We start from the raw sequence: 15,876 nt of genomic DNA, 5'->3' as shown, positions 1-15,876 counted from the left end.
TGGCATAAGTGGGCTGGCTGGGTAGATGCGGCTGCGCGACGCGCAACAGGCCCGCGCGCGACGCGCAGCCGGAGCGGGCAACTGCTAAAATGCCGATTTTCGCCCTGCCATTGCGAGGACATTTTGCGTCTCACCCACATCAAGCTTGCCGGTTTCAAGTCATTCGTCGACCCCACCAGCATTGCCGTGCCCGGCCAACTGGTGGCGGTGATCGGCCCCAATGGCTGCGGCAAGTCCAATGTGATAGACGCGGTGCGCTGGGTATTGGGCGAATCCTCGGCCAAGCAGTTGCGCGGCGAATCGATGCAGGACGTGATCTTCAACGGCTCGTCCACGCGCAAGCCGGTCAGCCGCGCCTCGGTGGAACTGGTGTTCGACAACGGCGACGGCGCGCTTACCGGCGCCTGGGGCCAGTACGCGGAAGTGGCGATCAAGCGAGTGCTGACCCGCCAGGGCGAATCCAGCTACTTCATCAACAACCAGCAGGTGCGCCGCCGCGACATCACCGACCTGTTCCTCGGCACCGGCGTCGGCGCGCGCGGTTACGCGGTGATCGAGCAGGGCATGATCTCGCGCATCATCGAAGCGCGGCCGGAAGAACTGCGCGCCTATCTGGAAGAAGCCGCCGGCGTGTCCAAGTACAAGGAACGCCGCCGCGAGACCGAACACCGCATCGCCGACACCCGCGCCAATCTGGAACGCATCGCCGACTTGCGGCAAGAGCTGGAGCGCCAGGTGGAGCGCCTGTCCGAGCAGGCGGAAGTGGCGGCCCAATATCACGACCTGCGCGGCGCGCTGACCCACAAGCAGAACCTGCTGGCCTTGGCGCGGCGCGAAGAAGCGGCGCGCAACGAGGCGGCGGCGCGCGCCGAACTGGCGCGCATCGAAACCGAGGAAGCGGCGCTGGAGGCTGCGGTCACTCATCTGGAGGCCGAATCCGAAACCGTGCGCGAAGGGCATTTCGCCGCCAGCGACGAAGTGCACGAAGCGCAACAGCATTTGTTCGAAGCCAATGCGCAGCTGGCGCGGCTGGAAGAAGCCCAGCGCCACCGCGAGCAGAACCGCGCCCGAGTGGACCGCGAACTGGGCAGCGTGCGCACCGAGCGCCAAGTGCTGGCCGAGGGCCGAGGCCAGGTGTCGGCGGAGCTGGACGACTGGCTGCCGCGGCGCGAAGAAGCGCAGATGGGGCTGGAAGAAGCGCAGATGACGCTGGAGGACGGCGCTGACGAACTGCCCACCGCCGAGGCGGAATACCGCGCCATCGAGCAACACTTGAACGGCTTGACCGCGCAGCAGGCCAATCTGAGCCGCGACCGCGACCTGTCGCGCCAGAAACTGGAGCATCTGCGCCGTGGCCTGGAACAGCTGTCCAGCCGCGAGGACGCGCTGCGGCGTGAACTGAGCGATCTGAACCTGCCGGATCAAGCGCAGCAGCAAGCCGCCGCCGCCGAGGTCGAACGCGCGCGCGGCGCCTTGGACACGGTGCGGGCGCGGCTGGTGGCCGACGAGGCCAAGCAGGCCGACCTGGCGGCAGAGCGCGAAAAGCTGGACGAACAACTGGCCGCGCTGCGCGGCGAACAGGCGCGCGCCGAGGCCGAGGCCGCCGCCTTGGCCGGCATGCTGGCGCGTGAAGCGGCCAGCGAGCAACTGGATGGCTGGTTGCAGCGCCAGGGTCTGGCCGATGCGCCGCAGCTGTGGCAAAGCCTGCAGGTGGAGCCCAAGTGGCAGCCGGCGCTGGAGGCGGCGCTGGGGGAGCGCCTGGCCGCGCGCGCCGCAGCCTTGTCCGGAGAACCGCCGCCGGCGGCGCTGGCGTTGGCCGACGGCGGCGCCCGCAGCGAGTGGCAGCCTGAGCGTCCATGGCCGACCTTATTGCAGCAAGTGCGCGCCGCCGACGCTTTTGTGCCGGCCTTGCAAGACTGGCTGGCCGGCATCTACCTGGCTGATTCGCTGGAGCAGGCGCAAGCGCTGCGCGAGCAACTGCCGGCAGGCGCCTGCCTGCTGACGCCGGAAGGCCATCGCGTTTACGCCGCCAGCCTCTGCCTGCACGCCGAAGCCGGCGGCGACGGCCTGATGGCGCGCAAGGCGCTGCTGGAAGCGGCGCAGGCGCGCCTGGACAGCCTGCTGCCGGAAGTGGGCGCCTTGCAGCAGCGTCGTGAATCCTCGCAGAGCCGCAGCGGCATGCTGGCCGAAGCGGTGCGCGCGCAAAAGGGCGCGCTGACCCGGCTGGAAGCGGAACTGAACGCCGCCACATTGGAACACGTCAAGCTGGACCAGGCCGCGCGCCAGGGCGCGGCGCGTCTGGCGGCGATCGAGGCCGAGCGCAGCCGCATCGCAGAAGAGCGCGAACTGGCCGGGGAAGGCATGGCCGAGGCCGAGATGCTGGGCGAAGAGGCGGCGCTGACGCTGGAGGAACTGGCGGTACAGCTGGAAGAGATGCGTTTGGACCGCCTGAACGCCGAAACCGGCTTGCAACTGGCGCGCAACAAGACCCGCGACGCCGAGCGCATGCTGCACGAAATCAAGCTGGAAATGAGCACCGCCGAGCAGAAGGTGGCCGAACTGGCGCGGCGCGGCCGCGAACTGGACGAGCGCGATCAGCAATTGGCCGAGCGCCTGGAAGCCCTGGCCGAAGAGGCCGAGGCGGTGGAAGAGGCTGTGCCGGAAGAGGCCTTGCAACTGGCCTTGGCCGAACGCGAGCAGCGCGAACAACGGCTGGGCGCGGTGCGTGACCGGCTCAACGGCCTGACCGAGAGGCTGCGCGAGTTGACCCAGCAGCAGCAACAGGCCAACGCCGCTTTGCCGGCGCTGCGTGAATCGCGCTCGGACTGGCTGCTCAAGCACCAGGAAGCGCGGCTGGCGATGGAGCGCTTCGCCGAAGAACTGGCCAGCGCCGGCGCCGACGAGGCCGCCTTGATGGCCGATCTGAGCGAGGCGGTGAAGCCGAACGCGCTGGCCGCAGAAATCGCGCGGCTGGCGCGCGCGCTGGAAGGCCTGGGCGCGGTCAACCTGGCGGCGCTGGAAGAACTGGATGAAGCCCGCAAACGCGGCGATTACCTGGCCAGCCAGTCCGAGGACCTGACCCTGGCGATGGCGACGCTGGAAGAAGCGATCGCCAAGATAGACGGCGAAACCCGCGAGATGCTGCAAGCCACTTACGACGCGGTCAACACCAAGATGCGCGAGTTCTTCCCCACGCTGTTCGGCGGCGGCCGCGCCGAGCTGGTGCTGACCGGAGAGGACTTGCTGGATGCCGGCGTGCAGATCATCGCCCAGCCGCCAGGCAAGAAGAACAGCACCATTCACCTGCTGTCCGGCGGTGAAAAGGCATTGACCGCGATGAGCCTGGTGTTCTCGCTGTTTTCCCTGAACCCGGCGCCGTTCTGCCTGCTGGACGAAGTGGACGCGCCGCTGGACGACGCCAATACCAGCCGCTTCTGCGACCTGGTCAAACAGATGTCGGAGCGCACCCAGTTTCTCTATATTTCCCATAACCGCCTGACCATGGAAATGGCGGAGCAACTGGTGGGCGTCACCATGCAGGAGCAGGGGGTCAGCCGCATTGTGGCGGTGGACATTGTGGAAGCATTGAAAATGCGGGAAACCGCCTAAGAACCTGTTTACGATCTGCTGCGCGTCGGCGATACGGCGTTGAAACCCGCTTCGAAATGCTCATGTACCACGTGTACATTCCGCTTTTTCAGCCGCAAGGTCTTTGGTATCCGACAACCGGCTACTGCCGGTGGCAAAGCCCGCCTGGCACCCGCCGGGTTTGTTAGCCATCGTTTAAACGGGCTGGCGCGGACTATTGCCGTCAGTTACAGTTTGACGGCGCGCAAACTAGGCCGCGCGCGCGGCTGGCATACTGCGCAGCTTCCCGACGGCAACGGCCGCCGGGCGATATCGTTGCTGGATGAGTGGCATGACCGTAAGCATCAAGCGTTGGGAACCTGAAAACCCTATCTTCTGGCTGCGCCGCGGCCGGCGCATCGCCAATCGCAATCTCTGGCTGTCCATCCTGTCGCTGCACCTGAACTTCAATATCTGGATGATGTGGAGCATGGTGGTGGTCAACCTGCCGGCGGTGGGGTTCGCGCTCAGCAATCAGCAACAGTTCCTGCTGGTGTCGATTCCGCCGCTGGTCGGTGCCTTGATGCGCTTGCTGTACTCCTGGATATGGAGCTGGGTGGGCGGCGGCCTGTGGCTGGGGATTTCCACCTTGCTGCTCTTGCTGCCGGCGGTGGGCGTGGCCGCGGTGGTGCAGGATATTTCGACGCCTTTTCCCATTCTGCTGCTGGTGTCCGGCCTATGTGGCATCGGCGGTGGCGCCAGCGCCTCGCATCTGTCCAATACCAGCTTTTTCTTCCCCAAGGCGGCCAAGGGGCTGGCGATGGGCTTGAACGCCGGCCTTGGCAATCTGGGTGTGTCGGTGGCGCAGCTGGCGATTCCGGTCGCTATCCTGCTGCCCTTGTTCGGCGCGGCCGGCGGCATGCCGCAGATCTGGGGCGTCGGCGGCGCCGTGCATCCGGTGTGGCTGCAGAACGCCGGCTATCTGTGGCTGCCCTTCATCGTCGTCATCGCGCTGGCCTGCCTGCTCTACGCGCATGACCTGCCCAAGCTGCGCATCACGCCGCATGATCAGCTGGACGCGATGCGAGATCCGCACACCTGGTATATCTGCCTGCTGTACATGGGCAGCTACGGCACCTTTCTCGGCTTCGCCGCCGCCTTCCCGCTGTTGGCGCGCAATATGTTTCCGCTGATCGACGTCACGCCCTACGCCTTCATCGGGCCGATGATCTGCGCGCTGTCGCGGCCGCTGGGAGGCTGGATGGGCGACCACATCGGCGGCGGCATCGCCACCATGCTCAGCAATGGGGTGATGGCGCTGGCCACCGTTGGCGTTTACCTGAGCATGCCCACCGCCAGCAGCGGCGGTTCGTTCTGGCTGTTCCTGGCGATGTTCCAGCTGATTTTCTTCGCCGCCGGCGTTGGCAACGGCTCATCTTTCCAGTTGGCGCCCAAGGTCTTTCTGTTGCAGGCCGGCCAGCAGGCCAAGGCCGCCGGCCTGAACGTCGCCGAGGCCTATGCGCGCGGCGGCCGCCGTGGCGCGTCGGCGATGAATGTGAGCTCGGTGATGGCGGCCTTCGGTGGTTTCGTGATTCCCAAATCCTTTGGCAGCGCGTTGGCCGCTTTCGGCAGCTTCCTGCCGGCCTTCGGCATGTTCTTCGTTTTTTATCTGGTGTCCATGCTGGTGGCTTGGTGGCAATACAGCCGGCCGGGCAGCCGGATGCGTTGCTGAGGCGCGGGATGCGCGCGCGGCCGGGGTGGGCTTGGGCCTTGCTGGCGTCCTTGCTGCTGCACGCGCTGCTCTTGTTTTGCTGGCGGCCGTTCGCATCGCGCCCCCCCGTCAGCCAGGCGGTGCTGACGCTGAGCTTGCCGGCGCCGCCGGCCGCCGGCGTTCCCGATGGCGCGGGGGCGGAAGCAGCCAAAGCGCCGCCGGTCGAGCGCCGTCAATCTCCACAGCCCAAGTCCGTTCCCGCTGCCAAGGCGATTGCGCGGCCGGCGGCGCCATCGCCCGAGGCTGCGTCGCAGCAGCGCCCATCGTTGCCGGCGGTGGTCGGAGGCGGCTCCGGCGTTGGGGAAGGAGAGCCGGCCGGCTTGGCGTCGGCGCAAGGCGCTTCCGGAGCGGCAAGGGCAGGCGGACAGGATAGCGTGGCGCTGTACCGGGCCGAATATCTGCGCAATCCGCAGCCGGAATACCCGGAGCGCTCGCGGGAAAATGGCGAAGAGGGCACGGTGATGCTGCGGGTCGGGGTCAGCGCCGCCGGCCGCGCCAGCGAAGTGACGGTGGCGGCCAGCAGCGGCTATCCACGGCTGGACCGGGCGGCCAAGGCCGCGGTGGAGAGTTGGCGTTTTGTACCGGCCAAGCGTAATGGCCAGCCGGTGGATTCGGTGTTGACGGTGCCGGTGCGTTTTGAGAGACGCTGAGCGTGGACCGGCGCCAAAGCAATGGCGGCGAGAGCGGCTCCGCAATGCGGGGGCCGCGCTTCGCCGCCGGGTGAGGGCGCCTAGCGCATGCTTGGCCTAGGCGGTGACTTCTTCTTGCTCTTCCAGCGCCAGGCTGAAGCCTTCGCGCAGGCGGCCCAGTTCCTGGCAGAAGCCGGACAGATCATGTTCGCCGAAGCGCTTGAAGGCGATCTGCATATAGTCGATATGGGCGGGGAAGGCTTGGTCGAACAGCCGCTCGCCGTGCTGGGTCAGCGACACGAACACGCTGCGGCGGTCGTTCGGCTGCATGGTGCGCGTTACCAGGCCCTTGTCTTCCAGCCGGTCGATGACGCCGGTCAGCGTCCCCTTGGTGATCAGCGTGCGGTCGGACAGCTCCTTGCAGTTCATGCCCTTGCTGTGGCCCAGCGTGGCGACCACGTCGAATTGCGGCGGAGTCAAGCCCAACTGACGAATGTGCTGGCTGGCAAACTGTTCAAACGCCTGGTAGGTGCGCGCCAGCTCGTGGACCACCGGAAGGAAACTGGCTTGAGAAGTGTTTTTCATCGATCTATCCCTTGCTTTCCTAAGCAGTGTTAAGACGGTTGGAATCATTCATTCATTTGCATGAACACGAAATATTCTGGCACGAGATATTCCAGAGCGCCCCTGTCAGAAATGTCATCTGTTGGACCTTATGAGCCCTGAAATGACGTTCCGCTTCCATTCGGCCCACTCGAGGCGGGCCGGCTGCGCGGTGCTGAACGGCCTGCTGCGGCAGTTTCGAACCAGGCGATGGAACCAGCAGGGGCGATTCGGCATCCAATTCAGGTTGTGATCCTGGTTTGAAACGCCAAACTGCCCGCATCAGCTATTGCCCCGGCTTGTATTTATGTTGGCGGCAAGGCATTTACGGCTAAATTGCTGCCAAATGATGCGCAAGCTGAGGCTTTCGTTATAATAACCGTGGTCTATCGCCGTTCACGACTGGCCGAAACGCCAGATTCGAACGGTTTTGTTGCCGAATACTTAAAGGGAGGCTGTCGGCCTGGCCATTGCCGAAAGACGCCGCATCGCGCATCGAAAGATGCGCCGGCGCGCGGCGATGAGGCTGCCGACGGCTTCGATTATTCGCCTTAATGCGGACTGGCTGATGAGCGAATTACAGATTGGTGTATTGATATTGGGCGGAGCGGTCATCGCCCTGGTATATGGATTCAATGCTTTTCAGGAATGGCGTTTTCGCAAGAAGACTCGCCAGGCCTTTACGCGCGGCGGTCATGACGATGTATTGCTGGACGTGCCCAAGAACAATGTGCGCGACGGCGTGAAGCAGGATCGGATGGAGCCGGTGCTAGTGGATGCCGCGCCGGAGCCGGACGATTACGCCGCCGCTTATTTCGAGCCGCAACTGCCGCCGGCGGAGCCGGAGCGACAGGAAGCCGCGCGGCCGCGCGAGGCGGTTTTCGACGCGGTACCGGTGGTGGAAGAGGAAGAAGAGGTTCAGCAGATGGATTCCGCCGATCACCAGGCGCTGGTGGTGGCGATGCTGGACCCGTCGCTGGATTTCATCGCCGAAGTGGTGTTCCACGCGCCGCACGAACTGGCGGCGATTCCGCGCTTCAACGTCGGCAAGCGCACCCAGTTGATCGGCCGCACCGAGAAAGGCCTGTGGAAGCCAGCCGAGGCCTTGCCCGGCACCCGTTACAAGCAGATCAACGTCAGCATGCAGATGGTGGACCGCAGCGGCGCGGTCACTGAACAGGAACTGGCCGGCTTCTGCCAGCAGGTGTCGCGTTTCGCCGAGGAGCACGACGCGGCGGTCAGTTTCCCGCAGCGCCAGCAAAAGCTGGTGGCAGCGCGCGAACTGGACCGTTTCTGCGCCGATGTGGACGTGCTGATCGGCATCAACATCGTGCCGCAGGGGCCGATAGAAGGCACCCGCCTGCGCAGCTTCGCCGAGGCGGCCGGCCTGCAGCTGGAGCCGGACGGCGCCTTCCACTACCTGGCGGATTCCGGCAATACCCTGTATTCCCTGATGGCGGCCGACCAGATGCCGTTCACCTTCCACACCTTGCTGGACAAATCCTTCCCGGCGCTGACGCTGTTGTTCGACGTGCCGCGCGTGGCCGGCGGCGTCGAGGTGTTCGACCGCGCCGTTTACTTCGCGCGCCAGCTGGCGCAGGAGTTCGACGCCCAACTGGTGGACGACAACCGCCGTCCGCTGTCCGACGCCGGCCTGACCCGCATCCGCGACCAATTGCTGCACATCTACGGCAGCATGGACGATCGGGGCATCGCCCCCGGCAGCGTGGCCGCGTTGAGACTGTTTGCCTGAACCCGGCGGGAAGCCCTGGTGTCGCCTTGCTGTCCAGCCGCTACACTGGGGTGATAGGCCCGCTCGATAATCCTCCGTATCCAAGGCCGGCGTCACGCCGGCTTTTTCTGTTTGAGTCCGACTGAACATGACCGCCCAAACCCCGCAACAGCGCGTAGCCGAACTGCATCAACTGCTGAACCGCTACGGCCACGAATACTATGTGCTGGACACTCCCACCGTGCCGGACGCCGAATACGACCGCCTGTTCCGCGAGCTGCAGCAACTGGAGCAGGAGCATCCGGAACTGGCGAGCGCGGATTCGCCTACCCGTCGCGTCGGCGGCGCGCCGCTGGACGAATTCCAGCAAGTGACCCACAGCGTGCCGATGCTGTCGCTGTCCAACGCGTTTTCCGATATGCAGCTGAGCGAGCGCGAACTGCGCCATGAAGAGCTGCTGCAGTTCGACGAGCGGGTGCGCAAAGGCCTGGACGTCGCCGAGGTGGAGTACGCGACCGAGCCCAAGTTCGACGGCCTGGCGATTTCCCTGCTTTACCGCGACGGCATGCTGGTTCAGGCGGCCACCCGCGGTGACGGCGTGACCGGCGAGAACGTCACCGAGAATATCCGCACCGTGCGCGCGATTCCGCTGCGGCTGCCGGCCGGCGCGGCCACGCCCGGCCTGCTGGAAGTGCGCGGCGAGGTGCTGATGCTGAAGCAGGATTTCGACAAGCTCAACCGCGAGCAGGTCGCGCGCGGCGACAAGACCTTCGCCAATCCGCGCAACGCCGCCGCCGGCAGCCTGCGTCAGCTGGATTCGCGCATTACCGCCCAGCGCCGGCTATCCTTCTTTGCCTACGCCATCGCCCAGGTGGAGGGCGCGGACTGGCCGGCCAGCCACAGCGGGGAAATGGCCTGGTTGCGGGAACTGGGCTTCCCGGTGGTGGCCGAGGACCTGCGGCCGGTGGTGCGCGGCGTGGATGGCTTGATCGGTTATTACGAACAAGTGCAGCAGCGCCGCCCCGGCCTGCCTTTCGATATCGACGGCGTGGTGTACAAGGTCAATCAGCGCGCCTTGCAGGACGAACTGGGCTTTGTGTCGCGCGCGCCGCGCTGGGCCATCGCCCACAAATTCCCGGCCGAGGAGGCCTTGACCCAGGTCGAGGCGATCGAGGAACAGGTGGGCCGCACCGGTGCCATCACCCCGGTGGCGCGGCTGAAGCCGGTGTTCGTCGGCGGCGTCACCGTCACCAACGCCACCCTGCACAATGAGGACGAGGCGCGGCGCAAGGATGTGCGCGTGGGCGACACCGTGATCGTGCGCCGCGCCGGCGACGTGATTCCGGAAGTGGTGTCCGTGGTGATGGAGCGCCGGCCCATGCTGCCGGCCGCGGATGGCGGCTTGTTCGACGAAGCGCAATATCCGGCCTACCGGCTGCCCAGTACTTGCCCGGTATGCGGCAGCCATGTGGTGCGCGAAGAGGGCGAGGCGGTGGCGCGCTGCTCCGGCGGCCTGTCCTGCCGCGCGCAGCGCAGCCAGGCGATCCAGCATTTCGCCGGCCGCCGCATGATGGACATCGACGGCCTGGGCGAGCGCTATATCGACAAGCTGGTGGAGTACGACTATGTGCGCGGCGTGGCCGATCTGTACCGGCTGACGCTGGAAGACTTGCTGGAAATGAAGCGCCGCGCCGACGAGGACGAGGGCGTGACCCCGGAAACCGTCAAGGCCGGCAAGGTGGCCAGCAAATGGGCGGAAAACCTGATCGAGGCGATCGCCGCCAGCCGACGGCCGCCGCTGGCGCGGCTGCTGTTCGCGCTGGGCATCCGTCATGTCGGCGAATCCACCGCCAAGACCCTGGCCGATTGGCTGGGAACGATGGCCCTGGTCCGTCGCTCGCCGGCGGCCTTGTTCGCCGCGCTGCCGGACATCGGCGGCGTGGTGGCGGAATCGCTGGCGGACTTTTTCGCCGAAGCCAATAACGAAGCCGCGCTGGACGCTTTGTTGAGCCATGTGACGCCGGCCGACGAGCACGCGCCGTCGCCGCGCCTGGCCGAGCGTTTGCTGCCGGCGGCGCTGTTGGCGCGGCTGGACATCCCGCGTCTGACCGAGGTGCGCAGCCAACAGCTGGCGGCGCAGATCGACGGCCTGGCCGCGCTGGTCGGGCGCGAACGGCGCGCCTTGCTGGACCTGGAACTGCCGGCCGAGGTGATCAACGCGCTGGCCGATTGGCTGGACCTGCCGGGCAAGCGCGACAGCCTGCGCGCGCTCGCCGCCCTGGTCGACGAGATCCTGGCGGCGCTGCCGGCGCAAGCGGCGGCGGCCGGCGTGCTGGAAGGCAAGACCCTGGTGCTGACCGGCACCTTGCCGACACTGAGCCGCGACCAGGCCAAGGAATTGATAGAAGCCGCCGGCGGCAAGGTGTCCGGCAGCGTATCCAAGAAAACCCATTACGTGGTGGCGGGCGCGGAGGCCGGCAGCAAGCTGGCCAAGGCGGAAGAACTGGGCGTGGCGATTCTGGACGAGGCCGGCTTGCAAGCCTTGCTGGCCGGAGAGTGACTTAAGAGCCTGTAGCCTCGGCGGGAAATGTTTTTGCCACGGAAGCACACAGAAAAACACGGACCAAACCAAAGGCTGCTGTTGTTTTCGTGGATTTCGTGGCTAAAGGGTTTGCCTTCCGTGCCCTCCCGTGTGCTTCCGTGGCTAAGTCGGTTTTGGGGTTTTCGTGGCAGGTATTTTAAGAAGGAACGGAACAGATGACGGCGGACCAAGCCTTCAAACAAGGCAACCGATTGGCGGCGGAGGGCCGCTGGCGCGAGGCGGAGCAGGCGTTTGATCAATGCCTGCGCTTGAATGCGCAGGATTGGCAAGCGCTGGCCAACCGCGCCAACGCCCGCTTGCGTCAGGGCGACAGCGCGCGCGCGCTGGACGACTACCTGGCCGCCGCCGCGCTCAATCCGCAGTCGGTCAATATCAAGTGCAATCTGGCGGTGCTGCTCAAGGAGTTGGGTGAGCTGGAGCTGGCGGAAGCGTTGCTGCGCGAAGCCTTGGCGGCGGAGCCCGAACATGTCGACGCCTGGAGCAATCTGGGCGTGGTGTTGCAGCATCGGCTGCGATACCAGGACGCCATCGCCTGCCATCTGCGCGCCATCGAGCTGGCCGGAGCCAGCCCGGCGCGCTGCAACAACCTGGGTTACGCCTGCACCTGCGCCTTGCTGCTGGACGACGCCATCGCCGTGTTGCAAGGCGGTTTGGAGCTGGACCCGAACGACGCCAATCTGCGCTTCAGCCTGTCCATCGCGCTATTGCTGGCCGGCTGCTACGCCGAGGCCTGGCCGTATTATGAGGCGCGCTGGGAAGCCATTCTGCAGCCGCGTCACCGCGAACGGCGCTGGCAGGGCCAGGCGCTGGACGCGTCCGTCTTGCTGTTGTGGGCGGAACAGGGCCTGGGCGACAGCCTGCAGATGGCGCGCTTCCTGCCGCGGCTGCGGGCCGAGCATCCGCGGGCGCGCCTGCTGCTGGCCTGCCCCAAAACCTTTCATCGCCTGTTCGCTCAATTCGACGGCATCGAACTGCTGGAAGCGGAGGCCGCGCCGGCTTTCGATTGGCAACTGCCGCTGATGTCCTTGCCCGGCGCGCTGGGCGTGACGCTGGAGAATCTGTCCGGCCAGCCTTATCTGAGCGCGGTGCCGGCGGCCGCGGTCCCGGCGCGCGGCGGCGGCCGTCCACGCGTCGGCGTGGTGTGGGAAAGCGGGCAATGGGGCGTGGGCAAGGCCGATCATTGGCGCCGCCACAAATCGGTGCCGCCGGAGGACTTCGCCTCTTTGTGCCGGCTGCCCGGCATCGACTTCGTGTCCTTGCAGCCGGGAACGACGCCTTCGGCCTTGCAAGGTTTGTTGAGCACACCGGCCCTGAACGATTTCGCCGATACCGCCGCCTGGGTGGCGGAGCTGGATCTGGTGATCACCGTCGATACCGCCGTCGCCCACCTGGCCGGGGCGATGGGCAAGCCGGTCTGGGTGCTGATGCGCGCGGAAAGCGCGCCCTTCTTCCTGGCCGCCGGCGAGCGCGCGCCGTGGTACGACTCGATGCGGGTCTGGCGCCAGGCCGAGGCCGGCGCTTGGGATGCGGTGCTGGAAGGCGTGGCGCAAGCGCTGGCTCAGCGATTTGCCGCCGCTTTGTAAGGCGGGACTTTCACCAGCGGGCCGCGGCGCGGTAGAATGCGCGGCTGTCAACGCTTGTTAACGAGAATGGGCATGAAAAAAATCACGAAAGCGGTATTCCCCGTCGCCGGGCTGGGTACCCGTTTCCTGCCGGCCACCAAGGCCAGCCCCAAGGAAATGCTGCCGGTGGTGGACAAGCCGCTGATCCAGTACGCGGTGGAAGAGGCGATCGCCGCCGGCATGACCGAGCTGATTTTCATCACCGGCCGCAACAAGCGTTCGATCGAAGACCATTTCGACAAGGCCTACGAGCTGGAAACCGAACTGGAAAACAAGAATAAGCAGAAGCTGCTGGAAACCGTGCAGGGCATCATCCCGCCGTCGGTGTCCTGCATCTTCATCCGTCAGACCGAGGCGCTGGGCCTGGGCCACGCCGTGCTCTGCGCGCGGCCGGTGGTGGGCGACGCGCCGTTCGCGGTGATCCTGGCCGACGACCTGATCGAAGGCGCGCCGGGCGCGATGGAGCAAATGGTCAAGCTGTTCGATGAAACCCATACCTCGGTGCTGGGCGTGGAAACCGTGGCGCCGGAGGAAACCGGCTCTTACGGCATCGTCAAGGTGGCGCCGGACGCGCGCGGCCATCAGCAAGTGGAACATATCGTGGAGAAGCCGCGCCCGGAAGTGGCGCCGTCCAATCTGGCGGTGGTGGGCCGTTACATTCTGACCCCGCGCATTTTCGACAAGCTGGTCAACACCACGGCCGGCGCCGGCGGCGAAATCCAGCTGACCGACGGCATCGCGGCGCTGATGAAGGACGAGGCTGTGTTGGCGCTGCCGTTCAAAGGCGTGCGTTACGACTGCGGCTCCAAGCTGGGCTATCTGAAAGCCACGGTCAATTACGGCTTGCAGCATCACGAGGTCGGCGCCGAGTTCGCCGCCTATCTGCAGTCGCTGGCCAGGAACTAATCGTTTTCTCAATCACGCCGCTCTGTCATGAAGAGCGGCGTTTGTACGTGTGAATCAAGGAGGCATCATGCCCAATATTGCCGAGGCCCGTGGCCTGATCAACAGTTCCGACGTGCTGTTCACCGCCGAGGAAGTCAGCGCGGCCGTCGACCGCATGGCGGTGGAAATCACCAAGGAACTGGGCGAAACCTACCCGCTGGTATTGTCCGTGATGGGCGGCGCCGTGGTGTTCACCGGCCAGCTGCTGCCGCGCCTGGCCTTCCCGCTGGACTTCGACTACGTTCACGTGTCCCGCTATGGCGACAAGACCCAGGGCGGCGAACTGGTGTGGAAGCAGGCGCCCAAGGAAGACGTGCGCGATCGCGTGGTGCTGGTGCTGGACGACATCCTGGACGAAGGCCACACCATGGCGGCGATCCGCGACAAAGTGATGGACATGGGCGCCAAGGCCTTCTACAGCGGCGTGTTCGCCAACAAGCTGATCAGCAAGGAAAAGCCGATGCTGGCGGACTTCGTCGGCCTGGACGTGCCGGACCGCTATGTATTCGGCTACGGCATGGACGTGCGCGGCGCCTGGCGCAATCTGCCGGCTATCTACGCGCTGAAATAAGCGCGGCCAGATCGCGAAAAACCCCCGGCTCGCGTCAGCAAGCCGGGGGTTTTTATTTTTGGACCTGGTCTCAGAGTCTGTTCAAAGCCTCGCGAGCTAGGGCGAGACAAGGCGTTGCGGCTGAGAAAGCGGAATGCTCAAGTGGTACATGAGCATTTCGAAGCTGTTTTCAACGCCCTTTACCTATCAATCCCGCCGACGCGCAGCAGGCTATGGACAGGCTCTCAGGCTCTCAGGCGCCGGCCGCCAGCGCCGCGGGCTTCTGCGCCTGCGCCAGGGCGGCGTTGAGCTGCCAGTCATTGCCGCTGCGCTGCAAGCGCACCGGCCAGCGGTAGACCGCCAGCAGTCGTTCCGGCGTCAGCACCTGCTCCGGCGCGCCGGCCACCACCAGCCGGCCCTGCTCCAGCAAGGCCACATGATCGGCATAGCTGGCCGCCAGCGCCAGGTCGTGCAGCACCTGCACCACGGTCTTGCCCTGGCGCGACAGCTCCAGCAGCAATTGTTGCAGGCGGTGCTGGTGGCGCAGATCCAGATGGTTGGTGGGTTCGTCCAGCAACAGCACCGGCGCCTGCTGCGCCAAGGCGCGGGCGATGGCCGCGCGCTGCCGCTCGCCGCCGGACAGGTGATCCAGCCGCTGGTCGGCGTAATCGTCCAGCTCCACCGTGGCCAGCGCGTCGGCCACCGCGCTCTTGTCTTCCACCTTGGGGCGGGAGAACGCGCCCAGATAGGGCATGCGGCCAAGCATCACGAACTCGCGCACCGTCAGCGGAATCCCGGAGGGGATGTGCTGCGGCACCCAGGCGATGCGGCGCGCGCGCACCGCCGCGTCCATGCGGCCCACGCATTGGCCGGCCAAGCGCACCGCGCCGGCCCCGGGCGTGGATAGGCCGGCCAGCAGGCGCATCAGCGTGGTCTTGCCGGCGCCGTTGGGTCCCAGCAGCGCGCTGACGCGGCCAGCGGGCAGGTCCAGGTTGATGTCGTCCAGAATCCGCTTGCCGTCGATATCGTAGGCCAGCTGGCGCACGCACAGAGTAGAGGTCTCAGCCATTGATCAGACTCCTTTGTTGCCGCCGGAACACCCAGACGAAGAACGGCGGTCCGGCGAATGCCGCCATCAATCCCACCGGTAGATCGATGGGCCAGACTATGGTGCGCGCCAGCGTGTCCACCGCCAGCAAAAACAAGGCGCCGGCCCAGGCCGACAGCAGGATCAGCCGGCGGCGGCAGCCGCCCAGCACCAGCGCCAGCGCATTGGGAATCATCATGCCGACGAAGCCTATCACCCCGGACAGCGCCACCGCGCCGCCGGTGGCCAGCGCCGCGCCCACGGCGGTGAGGCGGCGGGTGCGGCGCACATCTATGCCCAGCGACTGAGCGGCGTCCTCGCCCAGCAGCAGGCAATCGAGATCGCGGCCGACCGCGGCCAGGATCAACAGCCCCAGGCCGGCCACGCCCAGGCAGGCCAGCAGGCGTTCCGACGTAGCCGACGACAGATTGCCGGCCAGCCAGCTGGTGGCGGCGCGCAGGGTCAGGTCGTCGGACATGAAAATCATCAGGCTGGTGATGGCGCCGCAGAAAGCGCCCACCACCAGGCCCATCAGCAGCAGGCCGGCCAGGCCGCCGCGCACCAATCGCGCCAGCAGCAGGATCAGCCAGGTGGCCAGCAGGCCGCCGCCGAAGGCGGCCAGCGGCAAGGACAGGCCGGCGGCGCCGATGGCCAGCATGCTGACCACCGCCAGCGCCGCGCCGCTGGAAGTGCCGATCAGGCCGGGGTCGGCCAGCGGATTGCGAAACAGCGCCTGCAAGGCCGCGCCGCTGGCGGCCAGCGCCGCGC

11 protein-coding genes are annotated in these 15,876 nt (G+C 66.2%); 8 read left to right on the top strand and 3 right to left on the bottom strand.

The window, feature by feature from the left end; all coding sequences use genetic code 11:
- Positions 1 to 123: 123 nt before the first annotated feature.
- From smc to LQT98_RS17500, 3 genes are all read left to right on the top strand, one after another.
- Positions 124 to 3,609, top strand: coding sequence for a chromosome segregation protein SMC (smc, locus tag LQT98_RS17510; RefSeq protein WP_231463892.1), 3,486 nt, complete (start codon positions 124 to 126; stop codon positions 3,607 to 3,609).
- Between the two features lie 310 nt (positions 3,610 to 3,919).
- Entirely contained in the window at positions 3,920 to 5,299 is a 1,380-nt protein-coding gene (locus tag LQT98_RS17505; RefSeq protein ID WP_231463890.1) for an MFS transporter, read from the top strand.
- Positions 5,260 to 5,988 carry an energy transducer TonB gene (locus LQT98_RS17500; protein WP_231463888.1) on the top strand — a complete coding sequence of 243 codons (729 nt, stop codon included), beginning with the start codon at positions 5,260 to 5,262 and terminating at the stop codon, positions 5,986 to 5,988. The genes LQT98_RS17505 and LQT98_RS17500 overlap by 40 nt, the downstream gene beginning before the upstream one ends.
- A 96-nt stretch (positions 5,989 to 6,084) precedes the next feature.
- Here LQT98_RS17500 and LQT98_RS17495 read toward each other — a convergent pair whose 3' ends face one another.
- On the bottom strand, positions 6,085 to 6,552 hold the full coding sequence (locus LQT98_RS17495) for a MarR family winged helix-turn-helix transcriptional regulator (RefSeq protein ID WP_019103187.1): 468 nt from the start codon (positions 6,550 to 6,552) through the stop codon (positions 6,085 to 6,087).
- 586 nt (positions 6,553 to 7,138) lie between these two features.
- Between LQT98_RS17495 and LQT98_RS17490 the strand changes: the two genes are divergently transcribed.
- The 5 genes from LQT98_RS17490 (at position 7,139) to LQT98_RS17470 (ending at position 14,042) form a co-directional block, all read left to right on the top strand.
- Positions 7,139 to 8,323, top strand: coding sequence for a cell division protein ZipA C-terminal FtsZ-binding domain-containing protein (locus tag LQT98_RS17490; RefSeq protein WP_048409233.1), 1,185 nt, complete (start codon positions 7,139 to 7,141; stop codon positions 8,321 to 8,323).
- A gap of 127 nt (positions 8,324 to 8,450) precedes the next feature.
- Positions 8,451 to 10,862 carry an NAD-dependent DNA ligase LigA gene (gene ligA, locus LQT98_RS17485; protein WP_231463886.1) on the top strand — a complete coding sequence of 804 codons (2,412 nt, stop codon included), beginning with the start codon at positions 8,451 to 8,453 and terminating at the stop codon, positions 10,860 to 10,862.
- A gap of 197 nt (positions 10,863 to 11,059) precedes the next feature.
- Positions 11,060 to 12,487, top strand: coding sequence for a tetratricopeptide repeat protein (locus tag LQT98_RS17480; RefSeq protein ID WP_231463884.1), 1,428 nt, complete (start codon positions 11,060 to 11,062; stop codon positions 12,485 to 12,487).
- 72 nt (positions 12,488 to 12,559) lie between these two features.
- Positions 12,560 to 13,432 (top strand): UTP--glucose-1-phosphate uridylyltransferase GalU, encoded by an 873-nt coding sequence (gene galU / locus LQT98_RS17475; protein ID WP_231463882.1) that lies wholly within the window; start codon positions 12,560 to 12,562, stop codon positions 13,430 to 13,432.
- A 67-nt stretch (positions 13,433 to 13,499) separates the two neighbouring features.
- A complete protein-coding gene (locus LQT98_RS17470) occupies positions 13,500 to 14,042 on the top strand; it encodes a hypoxanthine-guanine phosphoribosyltransferase (RefSeq protein ID WP_048409236.1) in 543 nt (180 codons plus the stop codon).
- Positions 14,043 to 14,274: 232 nt separating this feature from the next.
- Here the strand turns inward: LQT98_RS17470 and LQT98_RS17465 are convergent, their stop codons facing one another.
- Positions 14,275 to 15,090: an ABC transporter ATP-binding protein gene (locus LQT98_RS17465; RefSeq protein WP_231463880.1), complete on the bottom strand. Its 816-nt coding sequence runs from the start codon at positions 15,088 to 15,090 to the stop codon at positions 14,275 to 14,277.
- Positions 15,083 to 15,876, bottom strand: a 794-nt coding sequence (locus LQT98_RS17460) for a FecCD family ABC transporter permease (RefSeq protein WP_231463877.1), incomplete at its 5' end; no start/stop codon positions are given. The genes LQT98_RS17465 and LQT98_RS17460, both read right to left, overlap by 8 nt.

The sequence above is a fragment of the Chromobacterium aquaticum genome (assembly GCF_021129195.1).
Classification (GTDB): Bacteria; Pseudomonadota; Gammaproteobacteria; order Burkholderiales; family Chromobacteriaceae; genus Chromobacterium; species Chromobacterium aquaticum.
The sequence above is the reverse complement of the archived record's forward strand: the minus strand, read 5'-3'. Positions and strand labels throughout refer to the sequence as shown.

Coding starts and splice junctions, on each gene's coding strand:
- LQT98_RS17505 (WP_231463890.1), top strand. CDS start 3,920: ATGACCGTAAGCATCAAGCGTTGGGAACCTGAAAACCCTATCTTCTGG.
- LQT98_RS17490 (WP_048409233.1), top strand. CDS start 7,139: ATGAGCGAATTACAGATTGGTGTATTGATATTGGGCGGAGCGGTCATC.
- galU (WP_231463882.1), top strand. CDS start 12,560: ATGAAAAAAATCACGAAAGCGGTATTCCCCGTCGCCGGGCTGGGTACC.
- LQT98_RS17470 (WP_048409236.1), top strand. CDS start 13,500: ATGCCCAATATTGCCGAGGCCCGTGGCCTGATCAACAGTTCCGACGTG.
- LQT98_RS17495 (WP_019103187.1), bottom strand. CDS start 6,552: ATGAAAAACACTTCTCAAGCCAGTTTCCTTCCGGTGGTCCACGAGCTG.
- LQT98_RS17465 (WP_231463880.1), bottom strand. CDS start 15,090: ATGGCTGAGACCTCTACTCTGTGCGTGCGCCAGCTGGCCTACGATATC.
- ligA (WP_231463886.1), top strand. CDS start 8,451: ATGACCGCCCAAACCCCGCAACAGCGCGTAGCCGAACTGCATCAACTG.
- LQT98_RS17480 (WP_231463884.1), top strand. CDS start 11,060: ATGACGGCGGACCAAGCCTTCAAACAAGGCAACCGATTGGCGGCGGAG.